This window comes from Bradyrhizobium sp. NBAIM08 (assembly GCF_020193935.1).
GTDB lineage: Bacteria > Pseudomonadota > Alphaproteobacteria > Rhizobiales > Xanthobacteraceae > Bradyrhizobium > Bradyrhizobium yuanmingense.
In genome coordinates this window covers 16,216-33,761 of sequence record NZ_JADYVR010000005.1, presented here as the reverse complement: position 1 = coordinate 33,761, position 17,546 = coordinate 16,216, and the positions used below count along the sequence as shown (strand labels likewise).

Genomic DNA, 17,546 nt, shown 5'->3' with positions numbered 1-17,546 from the left:
GCTAACCCACCCCACAACAGCTGCGCTCCTACGCCTTCTGCGCCGCCATCACCTTGCTCACCGCGGGGCGATCGGACATGCGCTTGAAGTGATCGGCGATCTTCGGCGTCGCATTGATGTCGACGCTGTCGCCTTCGAGCCAGGTCGAGAGCGTATAGAGATAGGGATCGCAGATCGTGTACTGATCGCCCATCACCCAGGGTCCCCGAAACATCTTCTGCTCGATCAGCTTGAAGCAAGCGCCCATGGTCTTCGGCACCATCGCCTTCATGTCGGCGAACGAGCTCTCCTCCGTCGCCCAGCGCGCGCCGCGCATCTTGTGGGCGTGGTTGATGTGCACGGTCGAGCAGAGATAGGAGTTGAACGACTGCACCTGGGCGAAGTCGAAGGGATCGTCGAGCGGCGCGAGCTTCGCCTTGGGGAAAGTCTGCGCGAGATAGGCCAGCATCGCCGGCGTCTCGGTCAGGACGCCGCGGTCGGTGACCAGCGCCGGCACTCGGCCCTTTGGGTTGATGGCGAGATAGTCCGGGCTGTTCTGCTGGTTATCCTTGAAGCTCAGCCGCTCAGCGGTGTAGTCGGCGCCGGCCTCTTCCAGGGTGATGTAGGTGGCAAGCGCGCAGGTGCCGGTGGCGTAGTAGAGCTTGAGCATGTCGGACCTCATAGGGAAAACCGGAGGTTAACGGTCCTCCGCCGCGCCGTCCATAGGCGGCCTGTTCGCAGTTGCCCACGGCCGCCCGGCTGTGCCAAGACGCCTCCATCGGAGGGGTTTTCTCATGACGGTACTCATCGCCGGTGGCGGCATCGGCGGGCTGACGCTTGCGCTCAGCCTGCATCAAATCGGCGTTTCCGTGAAAGTGTTCGAGAGCGTCGCGGAACTGAAGCCGCTCGGGGTCGGCATCAACGTGCTGCCGCATGCGGTGCGCGAGCTGATCGAGCTCGGCCTGCTGGACAAGCTGGACGCCAGCGGCGTGCGGACGCGCGAGCTCGCCTATTTCTCCAAGCACGGCAAGCCGATCTGGAGCGAGCCGCGCGGCCTGGAGGCCGGCTACAAATGGCCGCAATTCTCGATCCATCGCGGCACGCTGCAGCAGATCCTGCTCGACACCGCGCTCGAGCGGCTCGGCCGCGACAACATCCTCACCAGCCATCATCTGACCGGCTGGACCGAGACGGCGGGCGGCGTGCGCGCCGACTTCGTCGACAGGGCGACCGGCAAGGCCGCCGGCACCTACGAGGGCACGATCCTGATCGCCGCCGACGGCATCCATTCCGCCGCACGTGAAAAGCTCTATCCGAACGAAGGCCCGCCGATCTGGAACGGCCGTATCCTCTGGCGCGGCGTCACGCCGGCCAAAGCCTTCCTCACCGGCCGCAGCATGATCATGGCCGGTCACGAGATCCTGAAATTCGTCTGCTATCCGATCTCGAAAGAACCGGATGCAAACGGCAACCACCTCATCAACTGGGTCGCGGAGCGCCACATGCCGCCGACCTATCAGTGGCGTCGCGAGGACTATAACCGCACGGCGCGGCTCGAGGAGTTCCTGCCCTGGTTCGAGAGCTGGCAGTTCGACTGGCTCGACGTGCCCGCCCTGATCAGGAACTGCCCGCACGCCTACGAATATCCGCTGGTCGATCGCGATCCGGTGTCGCAATGGACCTTCGGCCGCGCCACGCTGATGGGCGATGCCGCGCATCCGATGTACCCGATCGGCTCGAACGGCGCCTCGCAGGCGATCCTCGACGCGCGCGTCATCACGCGCGAGATCCTGGCGCACGGCCCGACGCAGGCGGCACTGCTCGCCTATGAGGCCGAGCGACGGCCCGCAACCACCGACCTCGTCCTGCTCAACCGCAAGAACGGTCCCGAGCAGGTGATGCAGCTGGTCGAGGAGCGCGCGCCTGACGGGTACAAGGTCGTCACCGACGTGCTGTCGCAAAAGGAGCTGGAGGACATCGCCGCGAACTACAAGCGCGTTGCGGGATTTCAGGTCGAGGCGCTGAATGCGAAGCCGCCGATCGTAAGCAAGAACGCGCGGGCGAAGGGGTGAGTTCTTTGCTCAAGGCGAGATGTGCGCGAATACGCCCTCTCCCCTTGCGGGAGAGGGCAGCGACGCAGGTAGAAGCGGACTCACTTGGGTGAGGGGTTCTGTCCGCAGGTAAATCTTTTGCAGTAGAATTCGCTGAGGCAACCCCTCATCCGGCGCTTCGCGCCACCTTCTCCCGCAAGGGGAGAAGGAAGAGCAGTGCGCACCGCCGAACTATTTTCCCACCACCCTCGCCGCCTCCAACAATCGCTCGCTGGCGCTTGCCGTCGCCAGCACCGTGCCGTCCTCTGCCATCAGCATGGCTTCGACGAAGGCGATGGTCTTGCCGAGCTGCGTGACCTTGGCTTCGCCGGTGATCGGACCGGGCTTTGCGGGTGCCAAAAAATTCACGGTCATGCTGATCGTGGTGGTGTAGAGCCGGCCCTCGCTCATCACCAGCACCGCCGGACCCATGGTGTCGTCGAGCATCGCCGAGAGCATGCCGCCCTGGATGAAGCCCGCGGGGTTGCAGAACTCCGGCTTGCCGTCGAAGCCGAGCTTGATCCAGCCCTCCTCCGGACGGGCATCGAGCAGGCGCCAGCCGAGCAGCTCGGCGCATGGGGGCCTTGGGAAGTTATCGAGCGCGGTCTTGACCATGCGAGATCTCCTTTGCCCCCTGTTAGCGCAAGCCTGCTGACAGCCTGCTGTCAGCAGGATGGATGCTAGAGATCCAATCCATGCGCGATGACCTTGCGCATGACGTTGGGCAGCGCCTCATCTGCCAGAGTCGCGATCGGCACCCAACGCATGCCCTCGGGCGCGCGGACCCGGGCCTCGGCCTTGGCCGTGTAGACCACTAGCTCGAGCGGAAAATGCGTGAAGACGTGGGTGACGGCGCCCACCTTGCGCTGCCAGCGCGACAGCCCCTTCAGCTGCGGCGCCTGCTGCTTCGCCGTTGCATCGTCCTGGCCGGCGAGCCAGTCCGAGCACGGCACCTCCGTCATGCCGCCGAGCAACCCCTTTTCGGGCCGCGAGCGAACCAGCAATTCGGCGCCGCGCGTGACCACGAAGGCGGCACCGCGCCTGAGCATCCCGCTCTTCTTCGGTGCCTTGCGCGGGAGCGTCTCCTGGGTGCCCTGCGCGCGTGCCGCGCAGTCCTCGTTCAGCGGACACAGCGAGCAGGCCGGCTTCTTCGGCGTGCAGATCGAGGCGCCGAGATCCATCAGCGCCTGCGCGCTGTCGCCGGCGCGAGACTCCGCCAGCAGCGTCGCGGCGAGTTGCTGGATGAGCGGCTTGGCTTGCGGCAGCTCCTCCTCGACCGCGAACAGCCGCGACACCACGCGCTCGATGTTGCCGTCGACCGGCATGGTGCGGCGGTCGAACGCGATCGCCGCAATCGCCGCCGCCGTGTAGGGCCCGATCCCCGGCAGCGCGCGCAGCCCCTCCTCGGTATCCGGAAACACGCCGCCATGCTCGCGCGTCACCGCCACGGCGCAGGCATGGAGGTTGCGTGCGCGCGAGTAATAGCCGAGCCCGGCCCACATCCGCAGCACGTCGTCCTGCGAGGCTCGCCCCAGCGCCGTGACATCCGGCCAGCGCGCGACGAATTTTTCGAAATAGGGGCCGACCGCCTTCACGGTGGTCTGCTGGAGCATGATCTCGGAGAGCCAGACGCGGTAGGGATCGGATGCCTCGCCCGGCGCGGCGCGCCACGGCAATCGGCGGCGGTGGCGGTCGTACCATTGCAGGAGCGCGAGCGGGCGAACCGACGACGCCGTACTCTGTTCCTTCTTGCGCGCAGTCGTGGAGAGCATGCACCTTTACTAGAGGAGGATTCCGCCTGTGGCCAGCGCGACCGGACCGTTGCGCGCTATAACGCCTTGCGTTATACACAGACATGATCCAGAGCTTCGCCAACTCCGAGACAGAGTTGATCTGGTCCGGTCGGCGAAGTCGAAAACTGCCGTCCGACATTCAGAATGTGGCTTTGCGAAAGCTGCGCTTGTTGAACCAGGCGCGGGTGTTGGCGGATCTCAAGGTTCCTCCGGGCAATCGGCTGGAAGCCCTGAAAGCCAACCGCGAAGGTCAGCACTCGATCCGGATCAACGATCAGTGGCGCATCTGTTTTGTGTGGGATGAAGGAGGACCGAGAGATGTCGAAATCGTCGACTACCACTAGGAACGGGTTCCTCCGCAATCCCCATCCCGGCGAGATCCTGCTGGAGGAGTTTTTGAAGCCGATGGAGCTGAGCCAGAACGCGCTGGCGCGGGCCGTTCACGTCCCGCCGCGGCGGATCAACGAGATCGTCCTCGGCAAGCGCGACATCACCGCCGACACTGACCTGCGGCTCGCCCGCTATTTCGGTCTGTCGGAGGGCTTTTTCCTGGGTCTGCAGATGGACTATGATCTGATGCAACGACGGCGCGAGATCGATCGCGACCTCAAGGCCATCCGGCCTCGCGCCGCGGCATAACGGACGGCTCATGTCCAAATCCGGCCCCATCTTCAAGCCCGGCCCGGTCAGCGCCAAACCGCTCGGGATCCTGCTCGACGACGTCTTTGCCGAGGCCTATGCCAAGCAGGGCTTTGCGGCGCGCGAGCTGGTGACGCGGTGGGCACAGATCGCGGGGCCGGAGATCGCGGCCCATGCCGAGCCGCTCAAGATGCAATGGCCGCGGCCGGTCGAGGGTCAGCCGCAGGAGCCGGCAACCCTGGTGCTACGGGTCGAGGGGCCGATGGCGCTGGAGATTCAGCATTCGGCCGACGTGATCCTGGAGCGGGTCAACCGCTTCTTCGGCTGGAGCGCGGTCGGCAAGCTGGCCTTCCGCCAGGCGCCCCTGTCGCGGCCGCGGGCCCGGAAGCGGCCCGGCCCACCCGACCCCAAGGCCGTCGCCAAGGTGGCGGAGAACCTGACCGAGATCGAAGATGAAGAACTGAAGACCGCGCTGGCGCGCCTCGGGGCCGCCATCAAGCGAAATTGAGCCTCATTCCGCGGCCAAACTGGACCTGTCCGTAGCGCCCGCCATTGCCTCAAACGACGTTTCAAGCTAGCGACAGGCCGTCCGAGCAGGAAACCTTGACCCGTCCTTTGGGCGAACCTTGCCAATCCCGGGAGCCGACCTTGATCATCACCCGCCGCGCCTTCACCACGATGCTGTCGCTGACCGGGCTTGCCGCGTTCGCCGGGCTCTCGCCGCTGCGGTTCATCTCGGACGCCATGATCCCTGAAGCAATGGCGCAGTCGGCCGCCGATGTCGCCAAGCCGGTGTCGCTGCCCGACATGGCGCTCGGCCCGAAGGATGCCGCCGTCACCATCACCGAATACGCCTCGATGACATGCCCGCACTGCGCCGCCTTCAACGAGCAGGTGTTCCCGAAGATCAAGACGGAATACATCGACACCGGCAAGGTGCGTTACATCTTCCGCGAGTTCCCGCTCGACATCAAAGCCGCCGCCGGCTCGATGCTGTCGCGCTGCATCGCCAAGGACGATGCGCCGAAATACTTCGCGGTCACCGACATGCTGTTCCGCCAGCAGAATGACTGGGTGATGAAGAACACCACCGAGACCCTGACGCGGATCGGCAAGCAGGCCGGCCTCACCCAGCAGCAGGTCGAGGCCTGCCTGAAGGACCAGGCGCTGCTCGACAGGATTGCCGCCGACCAGAAATATGCCAGCGACGTGCTCAAGGTGGATTCGACGCCGACCTTCTTCATCAACGGCGAGAAGATCAAGGGCGACACCTCGTTCGAGGAGTTCGCCAAGAAGATCAACCCGCTGCTGAAGAGCTGATTCGCGCGTCAAGATCCTGATTCGCATCTCGAAAGCCGTATCTTTCCCGGCATAAATCCCTTGGGAAAAACGGCTTTCGCCGGTTGCCCTCGCGGCGCACCGCGGCCATTGTCCAGCCGCATGAGGCGCCTCGCGCGACTCACCCAGACAGCGACATTGCCTTCCATGGTATTGTCCCGGCAGGGGGATTCGCGCCTGCCAACAGAGATGCGTGCTTATGAAAATCACCCGCCTGCGCCTTCACGGTTTCAAGTCCTTCGTTGAGCCCACGGACTTCGTCATCGAGCCCGGCCTGACCGGCGTGGTCGGCCCCAACGGCTGCGGCAAGTCCAATCTCGTCGAGGCGCTGCGCTGGGCGATGGGCGAGACCTCCTACAAGTCGCTGCGCGCGGCCGACATGGATGCGGTGATCTTCGCCGGCTCCGGCAACCGTCCGGCGCGCAACCATGCCGAAGTGACGATGACGATCGACAATGCCGATCGCACCGCGCCGGCGGCGATGAACGACAGCCAGATCCTGGAAATCTCCCGCCGCATCGAGCGCGAGGCCGGCTCGGTCTACCGCATCAACGGCCGCGACGTGCGCGCCCGCGACGTGCAGATCCTGTTCGCGGACGCCGCCACCGGTGCGCGTTCGCCCGCCCTCGTCCACCAGGGCAAGATCGGCGAGATCATCCAGGCCAAGCCCGAGCAGCGCCGCCGCGTGCTGGAAGACGCCGCCGGCGTCGCCGGCCTGCACGCCCGCCGTCACGAGGCCGAGCTGCGGCTGAAGGCGGCCGAAACCAACCTCACCCGCGTCGAGGATGTGATCGGCCAGCTCTCCGGCCAGATGGAAGGCCTGAAGAAGCAGGCTCGCCAGGCCGTGCGCTATCGCGAGGTCGCCGCCAAGGTCCGCAAGGCCGAAGCCACGCTGTTCCACCTGCGCTGGGTCGGTGCCCATGCCGACGTCAACGAATCCGGCCAGACCCACGATCTCGCCGTGCGCGAGATGGCCGAGCGCACCCAGCACCAGGCCGAAGCCGCCCGCATCCAGGCGATCCGCGCCGCCGAGATGCCGGCGCTGCGCGATGCCGAAGCGCGCGCCGCGGCCGGCCTGCAGCGCCTGACCAATGCCCGCGAGCAGCTCGACCGTGAGGAAGAGCGCGCCAAGGAGCGCGTCACCGAGCTCGAGCGCCGCCTTGCCCAGTTCGAGGGCGACATTTCCCGTGCTCAGCAGCAGACCATGGATGCCGACGTCGCGCTGCAGCGGCTCGACGCCGAAGATGCCGAGCTGAAGGAAGAGATCAAGTCGCGCGTCGAGAAGCGCTCCGGCGTCGACGAGCGCGTTGCCGAGGCCGAGGCGGTGCTGACCGAAACCGAGCAGCGCTTCGCCGAGCTCACCACCGCGCTCGCCGACCTCACCGCCAAGCGCAACCAGCTCGAGGCCAACGTCCGCACCCATCGCGACAAGCTCGCCCGGCTCGATCAGGACATCGCGAACGTCACGGCGGAAGAGCAGAAGCTCACCGAAGCAACCGGCGGCTTCGGCGATCTCGACGAGCTGACCGCGCTGGTCGAGACGGCGGAAGAGACGCTGGCGGCCTCCGAAGCTGCGGCGCAGGCCAGCGAAGCTGCGCATGTCGCGGCACGCCAGACGCTGGAATCCTCACGCTCGCCGCTGGTCGAGGCCGACAAGCGCGTGCAGCGGCTCGAGACCGAGGCGCGCACGATCTCCAAGATCGTCAACGGCGAGACCAAGAATTTGTGGCCGCCGATCATCGACGGCATCACCGTCGACAAGGGCTTTGAAAAGGCGATCGGCGCGGCACTCGGCGACGATCTTGACGCTCCGATCGATCCGTCGGCGCCGATGCGCTGGACCAATGTCGGACACACCGAGGGCGATCCCGAGCTGCCCGAAGGCGCCGTGCCGCTCTCCAACCATGTGCAGGCGCCGGCCGAGTTGGCCCGCCGTCTCGCCCAGATCGGCGTGGTGCCGCGCGAGCGCGGCGCCGAGCTGGTCTCGCAGCTCAAGACCGGCCAGCGGCTGGTCTCGCCCGAGGGCGACGTCTGGCGCTGGGACGGCTTCGTCGCCGCGGCGCACGCACCGACCGGCGCCGCGCGGCGCCTGGCCGAGCGCGCCCGCCTCGTCGACATCGAGAACGAGCTGGAGCAGGCCCGCATCGACGCGCAGATCAAGCGCCAGGCGCTGGAGAATGCCGAGTCCGAGCTGCAGATGGCGGCCAGCACCGAAGGCGCCAGCCGCGAAGCCTGGCGCGGCGCCCAGCGCGAGCTCAACGTCGCGCGCGAGCGCCACGCCAATGCCGAGCGCGAGATCAGCCGCCATGCCGCGCGCAAGGCGACGCTGTCGGAGGCGCACAGCCGGCTCGCCGCCGATCGCGCCGAAGCCGAGGCCGCCTACGAATACGCCCAGGCCGGCATCGGCGAGCTGCCGTCGAGCGAAGACACCGAGACCCAGCTCGCCGCCGTCCGCAGCGACATCGAAGGCCGCCGCCGCATGGCCGCCCAGGTCCGCGCCGAGGCGCAGGCGCTGGCACGTGAGGCCGAGCTCGCCGATCGCCGCGTGCAGGCGATCCTCGCCGAGCGCACCGAGTGGCAGAACCGCAAGGAGAGCGCGGCCTCCCACATCGACACCATCCAGGCCCGCATCGCCGAGCTCACCATCGAGCGCAGCGAGCTCGAAAACGCCCCGGCCGTGTTCGCCGAGAAGCGCAGCGCGCTGATCACCGAGATCGAATACGCCGAGAACGACCGCCGCATGGCCGCCGACGCACTTGCCACCGCGGAAACCGCAATGGCCGAGACCGACCGCGTCGCCAAGCTGACGCTCGAGGCGCTCTCCAGCGCCCGCGAGGCCACCGCCCGCGCGGAGGAGCGCATGGAAGGCGCCCGCCGCCGGCTCGAGGACATCGAGCGCGAGATCCGCGACATGCTCGAGGTCGAGCCGCAGGCCGTCGCCGACCTTGCCGAGCTCGAGCCCGGCGCCGAACTGCCGCCGCTGCACGAGATCGAGGAGGACCTCGAGAAGATGCGCCGGGACCGCGAGCGCCTCGGCGCCGTCAATCTGCGCGCCGAGGAAGAGCTGCGCGAGGTCGAGACCCAGCACACCGGCCTTGTCACCGAGCGCGACGACCTGGTCGAGGCCATCAAGCGGCTGCGCCAGGGCATCCAGAGCCTCAACAAGGAAGCCCGCGAGCGGCTGCTGACCTCGTTCGACGTCGTCAACGAGCACTTCAAGCGCCTGTTCGTCGAGCTGTTCGGCGGCGGCGAAGCCGCGCTGCACCTGATCGAGAGCGACGACCCCCTGGAAGCCGGCCTCGAAATCATCGCCAAGCCGCCGGGCAAGAAGCCGCAGACGCTGTCGCTGCTCTCGGGCGGCGAGCAGGCGCTGACCGCGATGGCACTGATCTTCGCGGTGTTCCTGACCAACCCCTCGCCGATCTGCGTGCTGGACGAAGTCGACGCGCCGCTCGACGACCACAACGTCGAACGGTACTGCAACCTCCTGCACGAGATGACCGGCTCGACCGACACGCGCTTCATCATCATCACGCACAACCCGATCACGATGGCGCGGATGAACCGCCTGTTCGGCGTCACCATGGCCGAGCGCGGCGTGTCGCAGCTGGTGTCGGTGAGCCTCGCCGAGGCCGTGGACATTCTCGACCAGAACGTGGCGTGATAGCTCGATCGCGCCACACCCATTGCGTTATCATCCGCCTTGTGCGCAAATTGCGCACTGGTGCGGACTGATCCAGTACGCCGCGGCTTCTCGGTTAACGGCACTGTCTCGGAGTACTGGATGCCCCGCCTTCGCGGGGCATGACTGCGGATGATGATCTCCCCCACCCTTCCCGCCGAACTGAAAGCCGCCCTCGACGGCAAGCTGCAGGGCTTCTCTCGCAGCGACGCGGCCCGGCGCTCGCAGAAGATCTCGACTACGTATCGCGCCGGCGGCACCTCCGGCACGATCAAGTCGGACGCAGATGCGCTCGCGTATGCGCTGGCGCGCATGCCCGCGACCTACGCGGCGGTGGCGGCGAGCCTCAATGCGCTCACCGAGATCGCGCCTGATCTCGCCCCCGAAACATTGCTCGACGTCGGCGCCGGTCCGGGCACCGCCAGCTGGGCCGCCGCGGAAGCCTTTCCGTCGCTACAGGATTTTACCCTGCTCGATGCCAACGCCACGCTGAGCCGGCTCGCGCTCGAACTGGCACACGGCAGCTCGCGATTGGCGGAGTGCCGTTATCTGCCCGGCGATGCCGGCGGCAACCTCGCCGAGGTCTCACAGGCCGATCTCGTCATCGCCAGCTACATCATCGGCGAGCTCAGCGAGGCCGATCAGCGCAAGCTGACCGAGGCGATGTGGGCCAGGGCGCGCCACGCGCTGGTGGTGATCGAGCCCGGCACGCCCGCCGGCTATGCCCGCATCCTCGCCCTGCGCCAGCAGCTGATCGCAGCTGGCGCCTTCGTCACCGCGCCCTGCCCGCACGAAAGGCCGTGCCCGCTCATCGCGCCCGACTGGTGCCATTTCAGCCAGCGCCTGCCGCGCTCGCAGGCGCACCGGCAGATCAAGGGCGCCGAGGTGCCGTTCGAGGACGAGCGCTTCATCTACGTCGCCCTGACCCGCACCCCGCCCGCGAGCCGCGCCGCGCGCGTGCTGGCACCGCCGGACATCGGCAAGGCCGAGATCGCGGCCAAGCTTTGCACGGAGGCTGGGGTTGCGCCGGCAAACGTCCCGCGGCGGGACAAGGCGGCCTATGCCGAGGCCCGGCGCTGGCGCTGGGGCGATGCCGTCATGTCCGAAAGTTAATTTCGCTGGCCGTGCCTGCCTTGAACTCGGGCCGTTCCTGATCCGACCAAGTCTTACCTTCCCTCCGCGCCGGGCTCTCATCCTGCGTTAATTTCGTCTACCCTAGCGCCCGCCTTCTTCCCTCTTCAGGAGTTCTCCATGTCGACCGGCTGGATCGTTCTCGGCGTCATCGTCGTCCTCGCGCTGATCGCTTTCAGCGCCTACAACCGCCTGGTGGCGCTGAGCCAGCGTGTCGGCCAGGCCTTTGCCGACATCGACGTGCAGCTCAAGCAGCGTCACGACCTGATCCCGAACCTGGTCGAGACGGTGAAGGGCTACGCCTCGCACGAGCGCGGCACGCTCGACGACGTCATCAAGGCGCGCAATTCGGCGATGTCGGCACAGGGCCCGGCGCAGGTGTCCGCGGCCGAGAACCAGCTCTCCGGCGCGCTCGGCCGGCTGATCGCGCTGTCGGAGGCCTATCCCGACCTCAAGGCCAACGCCAATTTCCAGCAGCTCGCGTCCGAGCTCTCCGACCTCGAAAACAAGATCGCGGCGAGCCGCCGCTTCTTCAACAACGCGGTGCAGGAATACAATACCGGCATCCAGCAGCTGCCCGCCGCCTTGTTCGCGGGCATGTTCGGCTTCACCAAAAAGGACTTCTTCGATCTCGGCGCCAGCCGCACCGAGGTCGAGACCGTGCCGCAGGTGAAGTTCTGATTTGAGCCGATAGGCCGGCAGGGCATCGCGTCATGGCCGCGTATGGTCTCTACACGCACATCGCCTCGAACAAGCTTCGTTCGATGCTGCTGCTCGCCGGCCTGTTCGCGCTGGTCTATGTGCTGGTCTATGCCGGCGCGCTGGTGGCCGAGGTGTTCATCGACGACAGTGAGACCGCCGCGTACTATCTGAGACACGCCTTCTCGGACCTGCTCAAGGCCGCGCCGATTGCAACGGTCGTGGCGGCGGTCTGGATCGTGATCGCCTATTTCTTTCACCAGTCGATGATCGATGCCGTGACCGGCGGCCACAGCGTCACCCGGCAGGAACAGCCGCGGCTCTACAATCTGCTCGAGAACCTCTGCATCTCGCGCGGCCTCACCATGCCGAAGCTGAAGATCATGGAGAGCCCGGCGCTAAACGCGTTCGCGACCGGCCTCAATCCGCGGCAATATTCCATCACGGTCACCACGGGTCTCCTCGATGCGCTCAACGACAAGGAGATCGAGGCGGTGCTCGGCCACGAGCTGACCCACATCAAGAACGGCGATGTGCAACTCATGGTGGTCGCCGTCATCATCGCCGGCGTGGTCGGCTTCTTCGGCGAATTGTTCTTCCGCCTGTTCACGAATCTGAACTGGAGCTCGGGCGGCTCCTCGTCCTCGGGCTCCTCCTCGTCGTCGCGGTCGTCCTCGAGCGACAGCAAGAGCTCCGGGGGCGGCGCGATCATCGTCATCATCATCGCCATCGTGCTGATCGTGCTGGCCTGGCTGCTGTCGCAGGTGGTCAAGCTCGCGCTGTCGCGGTCGCGCGAATATCTCGCCGATGCCGGTTCGGTCGAGCTGACGAAAGACCCCGACGCGATGATCTCGGCGCTGCGCAAGATCGAGGGCCGCGGCGAGCTGCCGGGCGCGACCTCGGCGGTGATGGAGCTCTGCGTCGACAATCCGCGCGAGGGCTTTGCCGACCTGTTCGCGACCCACCCTTCCGTGCAGTCCCGGGTCGACGCGCTGGTCAAGTTCGCCGGCGGGCGCGATCCGGGACCGCTGCCGGACCCCGCCGAAGAGACGGAACAACTCGAGACCGAACATGCCGGCGCACAGGACGGGCCGCCGCCGCTCTCGCAGGGGCCGTGGAGCGATGCGGCCGGTCCCGCCAGCCCGCCGCCCGTTCCCGCGCCCAGTCCCTCTGGAGCCCCGGCAGCCAATCCGATGGGACCGTGGGGCCGTCACTGACGGCGTGATTTGCCGCTTCATGCGCCGGGTTTCCCGGCAATCGGGAAAATCCTCGGGAATTGCCGTAAGTGGAGCGCGAGGAATTGAATTCTCCCTTGTTTCTGCCATGTTCGCGCCCAACAGCAGACTCGGGACGTCTTTCGGGACATCGATTTGGGGCCCGGCCGATTGCGACCTCGCGATCGGGGGCGCGCGTTAGGGGACAGCAATGGCAAAGCCGGCAGTGGTTGTGGTGGGCGCGGACAAGGGCGGGGTCGGCAAGACCACGGTATCGCGCACCCTGCTCGATTATTTCTCGGCCAACAACGTGCCGACGCGGGCGTTCGACACGGAGTCGCCGCGCGGAACCCTGAAGCGCTTCCACCCCGACATCACCGAGATCGTCGACATGACGACGACGGCCGACCAGATGAAGATCTTCGACACGCTCAACGCTGTCAGCCCTTCGGTCACCGTGATCGACGTCCGCGCCGGCCTGCTTTCGCCGGCGCTGGCCTCGCTGCGCGACATCGGCTTCCTCGACGCCGCCAAGGCCGGCCAGATCACCTTCGCCGTGTTCCACATCCTCGGACCCTCGATCGCCTCGCTGGAGGAGATCGCGGAGACCGCAGGCTTCATGGGGGGCGCGAAATATTTCCTGGTGAAGAACTTCATCAACGACACCCAGTTCTTCCAGTGGGACCAGGCGACCTATAATTCCTACTTCCACCGCATCAAGGACGCGACCGAGCTGACCATCCCCAAGCTCAACGAGATGGCCTATGAGCAGGTCGAGGTCTCCTCGGTCCCGTTCCTGAAATTCGTGGCCAACAAGGGCATCAGCGACGAGGCCGCGAACTATTCCTTCGTGCTGCGCGGTTATGTCCGGCACTGGTTGGCCAATGTCTGGAGCGAATACGACCGCATCCGCCTGACTGACATCGTCGGGTCGAAATCCGCCAGCCGCAACAGCGAAAAATAGTTGCGCAAGCCGGGCTGATACGGCTGGATTGGGCGGTGAGTTGGCCTGATATAGCTGGCGATGCCCGCGACACCCGTCTACATCATCTGCTCGCCCCGCCCGCAGGTCGGCAAGACCTTGCTGGCGCGGCTTTTGAGCGAATTCCTGCTGCTCAAGAACGGCAACGTCGCGGCCTTCGACGTCAACCTGAAGGAGCCGTCGCTGCTCGATTACCTACCGAAGGTGACCGAGACCGCCGACGTGATCGACACCTTCGGCAAGATGCAGCTGATGGACCGCGTCATCGTCGATGACGGACTTGCCAAGGTGATCGACCTCGGCTTCCACGCCTTCGACGAGTTCTTCAAGATGACCGACGAGATCGGCCTGCTGAAGGAGGCGGCGCGGCGCCACGTTGCGCCGATGATCCTGTTCGTCGCCGACACCGACCGCGTCTCGGCCCGCGCCCACGAGATGCTGCGTGGGCGGATCCCGCGGATGAACCTGGTCACGGTGGACAACGAATATGTCGTCCGCGGCGAGCTGCCGCCGGCAATGGGAGGCGGCCGGCTGTTCCGCCTTCCCGCGCTGCCCGGTTTCCTCAAGACTTATATCGACCGGCTGAATTTCTCCTTCACGGGCTATCTGCGCCAGGAGAAGGACTCTTCGACCGAGCTGCACCAATGGACCCGGCGCAACTACATCGCCTTCCGGGAGCTCGAGCTCAGCCTGATATTGCAGCGGTCGTGAAGCATTCGATCGGGAAGCTCGGTGTTCACCTCTCCCCAGCGGGGAGAGGTGAACCGCGTCCTTGGCCCACACACCGCCCCCGAAGCTTGTTCTGCCTCGTTGACGCTCAGTGCCCCTCGAACGACATCAGCGTGCGCACGGGCACGTCCATGGCGCGCAGCTTGGCGGCGCCGCCGAGCTCGGGCAGGTCGACGATGAAGCAGGCGGCAACCACGTTGGCGCCGATCTGGCGCAGCAGCTTGACCGCGCCTTCCGCGGTGCCGCCGGTGGCGATGAGATCGTCGACCAGGATCACGCGCTCGCCGGGTGCGACCGCGTCGACATGCATCTCCATCTCGTCGATGCCGTATTCGAGCGAATAGGCGATGCGCACCGTGGTATGCGGCAGCTTGCCCTTCTTGCGGATCGGCACGAAGCCCGCCGAGAGCTGATGCGCCACCGCGCCGCCGATGATGAAGCCGCGCGCCTCCATGCCGGCGACCTTGTCGATCTTGTTGCCGGCCCAGGGGTTGACGAGCTCGTCCACGGCTCGGCGGAACGCGCGCGCATCCGCGAGCAGGGTGGTGATGTCGCGGAACATGATCCCGGGCTTGGGATAATCCGGGATGGTGCGGACGCTCGCCTTGATGTCGTGGTCAAAAGTCATTCGTGCCTCTCAATTGACCGGCGCATCCAGCCGGAACGCGTTTTCGACAATACGTAGCCCCACCTCGCCGCCGAGCGACATCAGCGATTCCGGGTGGAATTGCACGCCGGCGACCGGCAGGGTCTTGTGCTCCAGCGCCATGGCGACGCCGTCCTCGGTGCTGGCGGTGACGCTGAGCACCTCCGGCATGCTGTCGCGCTCGACATAGAGCGAGTGATAGCGTCCGATGACGATCTCGTTCGGCAGGTTGCGCATCAGGCGGCCGCCGCGCACCTGCACCCGCGAGGGCCGGCCGTGGGCGGGATGGGTGAGCTGGCCGAGCTCGCCGCCGAAATATTCGCCGATCGCCTGCACGCCGAGGCAGACGCCGAACACCGGCAGCTTCCTCTCCAGCGCCGCATCGATCGTCGCCTTGATCCCGAAATCCTCAGGGCGCCCGGGGCCGGGCGACAGCACCAGCAAGTCCCACCTCTTCTGCTTGAGCATGTCGAGCGCATGCACATAGCGGACCACGGTGACGCTGGCGCCGACCTGGCGGAAATAATCGGCGAGCATGTGCACGAAGCTGTCGTCATGGTCGATCAGCAGCACCTGCTTGCCCGAGCCGGTGGCATCAGGCGCAAAGGTCGAGAGCGGCTTCGGCGGATCGCCGCGCAGCGCCTGGAACAGCGCGGCCGCCTTGACCTGGCACTCGCGGTCTTCTGCGGCGGGGTCTGAATCGAACAGGCAGGTGGCGCCGACGCGCACTTCGGCGAGGCCATCCTTCATGCGGATGGTGCGGATGGTGAGGCCGGTGTTAATGCTGCCGTCGAAATTCACCGCGCCGATCGCGCCGGCATACCAGCGCCGCGGCGAGCGCTCGTGATCCTCGACGAATTGCATGGCCCAGAGCTTCGGCGCACCGGTGACGGTGACAGCCCAGGCGTGGGTGAGGAAGGCATCGAGCGCATCGAAGCCGGGGCGCAACATGCCCTCGACGTGGTCAACGGTGTGGAACAGCTTTGAGTAAGTCTCGATCTGGCGGCGCGCCAGGACCTTGATCGTGCCGGGCACGCAGACGCGCGCCTTGTCGTTGCGGTCGACGTCGGTGCACATGTTGAGCTCGAACTCGTCCTTCTCCGAGTTCAGGAGCTGGCGGATCTGCTCGGCATCGCCGATCGCATCAAGGCCGCGCGCGATCGTGCCCGAGATCGGGCAGGTCTCGACGCGGCGGCCGTCCGAGCGCACGAACATTTCGGGCGAAGCCGAGACGAGAAACTCGCCCTCGCCGAGATTCATCAGCGCACCATAGGGCGACGGGTTGATGACGCAGAGGCGCTGGAACACTTCGGCCGGCGAGCGGTCGCAGGGCTCGGCGAACAGCTGGCCCGGCACGGCCTCGAACAGATCGCCACGGGCAAAGGCGGCGCGCGCTGTCTCGACCGTGGCCTGATATTCGCCCGGCGCGTGATCGGCAAAGCCCTGGCGCGGCGTCTTCAGATAGGGGCTGTCGGCGGTCTCGCGCGGCAGGCCTTCGGTCGACTTGCCCTTCCAGGCGAAATCGTAAGAGAGCACCACGCCGCGGCCGGTGGCACGGTCGTAGGCGAGCAGGCGATCGGGCACGTAGAGCACGATGTCTCGCTGGTCGGCCTCGCGCGGGCGCTTCTGCACGAGGTCCTCGATCTGAAAGACGAGGTCGTAGGCAAAGGCGCCGAACAGGCCGAGCAGGCCGTCATCACTGGCGGAGAAGGCGGCGACGAGATCGCGCACCAGCGACATCACGCTGGCACGCCGCGTGCGCTGGTCCTCCTCGACCGGCGCATCACCGCGGATGATGTGGCCGGCAAGGCGGCTCGCCGTTCTCTCGGAGATGACGACACAGGGTTCGCGCAAGACATCGCCGAGGAAGGCGATCAGCACCTCTCCGCGCGCGTTCAGCGCCTCCAGCTTGAAGTTGACGCCAACGGTCTCGAGCTTGAGCGGCGGATCGGAGAAGCCGAGATCGAAGCTCTCGTAGCGGCCGGGCACGGTCGTGCCCGAGGACAGCACCACGCCGCGGCGGCGGTCGAGCAGGCTGACGAGATCGTCGAGCCGGCTGGCGCCGCCGGTGAACTGCTCGGCCACGCGCGTGATCGCAAGACCGGCGCGGGTCGAATAGGCGCTTCTGGCCGGGAGGGCAAAGACTGTCCTGTTCATGTCGTCCTCTTACGAAACTTGTTGAGGGAACGCCACACAGGACAAACGATCAGGCCGCCGCGCTGTGCAGGCGACCTCAGACGATTTTGGGAAAAGAAATCGCACCGGCCACCTCGTCAGGAGGTGCGCCACCAAAGACGGGCTGGGCGGACGGCGGTGCTCATGGGCGGATAATCACCATGGCGCGGGGGCGCCGTCAAGGGTGCGGCAAGGCGGTAGCCCGGATGGAGCGCAGCGCAATCCGGGGTTCGTCCACAATCGGAAAGTCCCCGGATTCCGCTTCGCTCCATCCGGGCTACGGACTAGAGGCCGCACCGCTTCCAAAGCGCGGCCATGTCTGCATCGGTCGCGTACTCGGCTCGATCGGCCTCGCGGAGCCCCTCAAGAACGGCAGCGCGATGGTCCTCCGGGATCTTGAAGGCCTCACGCTTCGACTGCGCATCGGCTTCAGATTTGTCCTTCACGCT

Annotated in this window: 17 protein-coding genes; 11 read left to right on the top strand and 6 right to left on the bottom strand. The window is 66.4% G+C overall.

The genetic code is table 11. The features are described 5' to 3' along the window. Window positions 1-28: 28 nt before the first annotated feature. Window positions 29-649, bottom strand: a complete 621-nt coding sequence (locus I6F37_RS18125; RefSeq protein ID WP_036006329.1) for a glutathione S-transferase family protein — start codon at window positions 647-649, stop codon at window positions 29-31. 124 nt (window positions 650-773) lie between these two features. Here I6F37_RS18125 and I6F37_RS18120 point away from each other — a divergent pair, with 124 nt between their 5' ends. After that, the gene (locus I6F37_RS18120) at window positions 774-2,051 is read left to right on the top strand and encodes a flavin-dependent oxidoreductase (protein WP_225152263.1); all 1,278 of its coding nucleotides are present in this window, start codon (window positions 774-776) and stop codon (window positions 2,049-2,051) included. Window positions 2,052-2,261: 210 nt separating this feature from the next. Here I6F37_RS18120 and I6F37_RS18115 read toward each other — a convergent pair whose 3' ends face one another. Together I6F37_RS18115 and mutY are read right to left on the bottom strand one after the other, a co-directional pair. Beyond that, window positions 2,262-2,684 carry a PaaI family thioesterase gene (locus I6F37_RS18115; RefSeq protein WP_225152261.1) on the bottom strand — a complete coding sequence of 141 codons (423 nt, stop codon included), beginning with the start codon at window positions 2,682-2,684 and terminating at the stop codon, window positions 2,262-2,264. A 65-nt stretch (window positions 2,685-2,749) separates the two neighbouring features. Further along, window positions 2,750-3,841, bottom strand: coding sequence for an A/G-specific adenine glycosylase (mutY, locus tag I6F37_RS18110; protein ID WP_225152259.1), 1,092 nt, complete (start codon window positions 3,839-3,841; stop codon window positions 2,750-2,752). A gap of 83 nt (window positions 3,842-3,924) precedes the next feature. On the opposite strand from mutY, the gene I6F37_RS18105 reads away from it, so the two are divergent. From I6F37_RS18105 to I6F37_RS18060, 10 genes are all read left to right on the top strand, one after another. Beyond that, on the top strand, window positions 3,925-4,206 hold the full coding sequence (locus I6F37_RS18105) for a type II toxin-antitoxin system RelE/ParE family toxin (RefSeq protein WP_225114458.1): 282 nt from the start codon (window positions 3,925-3,927) through the stop codon (window positions 4,204-4,206). Beyond that, window positions 4,181-4,501, top strand: a complete 321-nt coding sequence (locus tag I6F37_RS18100) for a HigA family addiction module antitoxin (protein WP_036024868.1) — start codon at window positions 4,181-4,183, stop codon at window positions 4,499-4,501. The genes I6F37_RS18105 and I6F37_RS18100 overlap by 26 nt, the downstream gene beginning before the upstream one ends. Window positions 4,502-4,511: 10 nt before the next feature. Further along, window positions 4,512-5,009: a DUF721 domain-containing protein gene (locus tag I6F37_RS18095; protein ID WP_225152257.1), complete on the top strand. Its 498-nt coding sequence runs from the start codon at window positions 4,512-4,514 to the stop codon at window positions 5,007-5,009. A 140-nt stretch (window positions 5,010-5,149) separates the two neighbouring features. Continuing rightward, entirely contained in the window at window positions 5,150-5,821 is a 672-nt protein-coding gene (locus I6F37_RS18090) for a DsbA family protein (RefSeq protein WP_225152255.1), read from the top strand. A gap of 217 nt (window positions 5,822-6,038) precedes the next feature. Then, a complete protein-coding gene (smc, locus tag I6F37_RS18085) occupies window positions 6,039-9,503 on the top strand; it encodes a chromosome segregation protein SMC (protein ID WP_225152253.1) in 3,465 nt (1,154 codons plus the stop codon). 150 nt (window positions 9,504-9,653) lie between these two features. Continuing rightward, window positions 9,654-10,634: a small ribosomal subunit Rsm22 family protein gene (locus I6F37_RS18080; protein ID WP_225152251.1), complete on the top strand. Its 981-nt coding sequence runs from the start codon at window positions 9,654-9,656 to the stop codon at window positions 10,632-10,634. 138 nt (window positions 10,635-10,772) lie between these two features. Beyond that, window positions 10,773-11,333: a LemA family protein gene (locus tag I6F37_RS18075; RefSeq protein WP_036006288.1), complete on the top strand. Its 561-nt coding sequence runs from the start codon at window positions 10,773-10,775 to the stop codon at window positions 11,331-11,333. A gap of 32 nt (window positions 11,334-11,365) precedes the next feature. Further along, the gene (locus I6F37_RS18070; RefSeq protein ID WP_225152249.1) at window positions 11,366-12,568 is read left to right on the top strand and encodes a M48 family metallopeptidase; all 1,203 of its coding nucleotides are present in this window, start codon (window positions 11,366-11,368) and stop codon (window positions 12,566-12,568) included. Window positions 12,569-12,776: 208 nt separating this feature from the next. Beyond that, the gene (locus tag I6F37_RS18065; protein ID WP_036006284.1) at window positions 12,777-13,529 is read left to right on the top strand and encodes a hypothetical protein; all 753 of its coding nucleotides are present in this window, start codon (window positions 12,777-12,779) and stop codon (window positions 13,527-13,529) included. 60 nt (window positions 13,530-13,589) lie between these two features. Then, window positions 13,590-14,258 (top strand): hypothetical protein, encoded by a 669-nt coding sequence (locus I6F37_RS18060; protein ID WP_036006282.1) that lies wholly within the window; start codon window positions 13,590-13,592, stop codon window positions 14,256-14,258. Between the two features lie 106 nt (window positions 14,259-14,364). Here the strand turns inward: I6F37_RS18060 and I6F37_RS18055 are convergent, their stop codons facing one another. From I6F37_RS18055 to I6F37_RS18045, 3 genes are all read right to left on the bottom strand, one after another. Further along, window positions 14,365-14,904 carry an adenine phosphoribosyltransferase gene (locus I6F37_RS18055; RefSeq protein ID WP_036024845.1) on the bottom strand — a complete coding sequence of 180 codons (540 nt, stop codon included), beginning with the start codon at window positions 14,902-14,904 and terminating at the stop codon, window positions 14,365-14,367. Between the two features lie 9 nt (window positions 14,905-14,913). Further along, complete coding sequence (locus I6F37_RS18050) at window positions 14,914-17,079, bottom strand: anthranilate synthase component I (protein WP_225152247.1); 2,166 nt, start codon at window positions 17,077-17,079, stop codon at window positions 14,914-14,916. A gap of 302 nt (window positions 17,080-17,381) precedes the next feature. Beyond that, the gene (locus I6F37_RS18045; RefSeq protein ID WP_225147862.1) at window positions 17,382-17,543 is read right to left on the bottom strand and encodes a hypothetical protein; all 162 of its coding nucleotides are present in this window, start codon (window positions 17,541-17,543) and stop codon (window positions 17,382-17,384) included. Window positions 17,544-17,546 lie beyond the last annotated feature (3 nt).

Coding starts and splice junctions, on each gene's coding strand:
- I6F37_RS18125 (WP_036006329.1), bottom strand. CDS start 649: ATGCTCAAGCTCTACTACGCCACCGGCACCTGCGCGCTTGCCACCTAC.
- I6F37_RS18120 (WP_225152263.1), top strand. CDS start 774: ATGACGGTACTCATCGCCGGTGGCGGCATCGGCGGGCTGACGCTTGCG.
- I6F37_RS18115 (WP_225152261.1), bottom strand. CDS start 2,684: ATGGTCAAGACCGCGCTCGATAACTTCCCAAGGCCCCCATGCGCCGAG.
- mutY (WP_225152259.1), bottom strand. CDS start 3,841: ATGCTCTCCACGACTGCGCGCAAGAAGGAACAGAGTACGGCGTCGTCG.
- I6F37_RS18105 (WP_225114458.1), top strand. CDS start 3,925: ATGATCCAGAGCTTCGCCAACTCCGAGACAGAGTTGATCTGGTCCGGT.
- I6F37_RS18100 (WP_036024868.1), top strand. CDS start 4,181: ATGTCGAAATCGTCGACTACCACTAGGAACGGGTTCCTCCGCAATCCC.
- I6F37_RS18095 (WP_225152257.1), top strand. CDS start 4,512: ATGTCCAAATCCGGCCCCATCTTCAAGCCCGGCCCGGTCAGCGCCAAA.
- smc (WP_225152253.1), top strand. CDS start 6,039: ATGAAAATCACCCGCCTGCGCCTTCACGGTTTCAAGTCCTTCGTTGAG.
- I6F37_RS18080 (WP_225152251.1), top strand. CDS start 9,654: ATGATGATCTCCCCCACCCTTCCCGCCGAACTGAAAGCCGCCCTCGAC.
- I6F37_RS18075 (WP_036006288.1), top strand. CDS start 10,773: ATGTCGACCGGCTGGATCGTTCTCGGCGTCATCGTCGTCCTCGCGCTG.
- I6F37_RS18070 (WP_225152249.1), top strand. CDS start 11,366: ATGGCCGCGTATGGTCTCTACACGCACATCGCCTCGAACAAGCTTCGT.
- I6F37_RS18065 (WP_036006284.1), top strand. CDS start 12,777: ATGGCAAAGCCGGCAGTGGTTGTGGTGGGCGCGGACAAGGGCGGGGTC.
- I6F37_RS18060 (WP_036006282.1), top strand. CDS start 13,590: ATGCCCGCGACACCCGTCTACATCATCTGCTCGCCCCGCCCGCAGGTC.
- I6F37_RS18055 (WP_036024845.1), bottom strand. CDS start 14,904: ATGACTTTTGACCACGACATCAAGGCGAGCGTCCGCACCATCCCGGAT.
- I6F37_RS18050 (WP_225152247.1), bottom strand. CDS start 17,079: ATGAACAGGACAGTCTTTGCCCTCCCGGCCAGAAGCGCCTATTCGACC.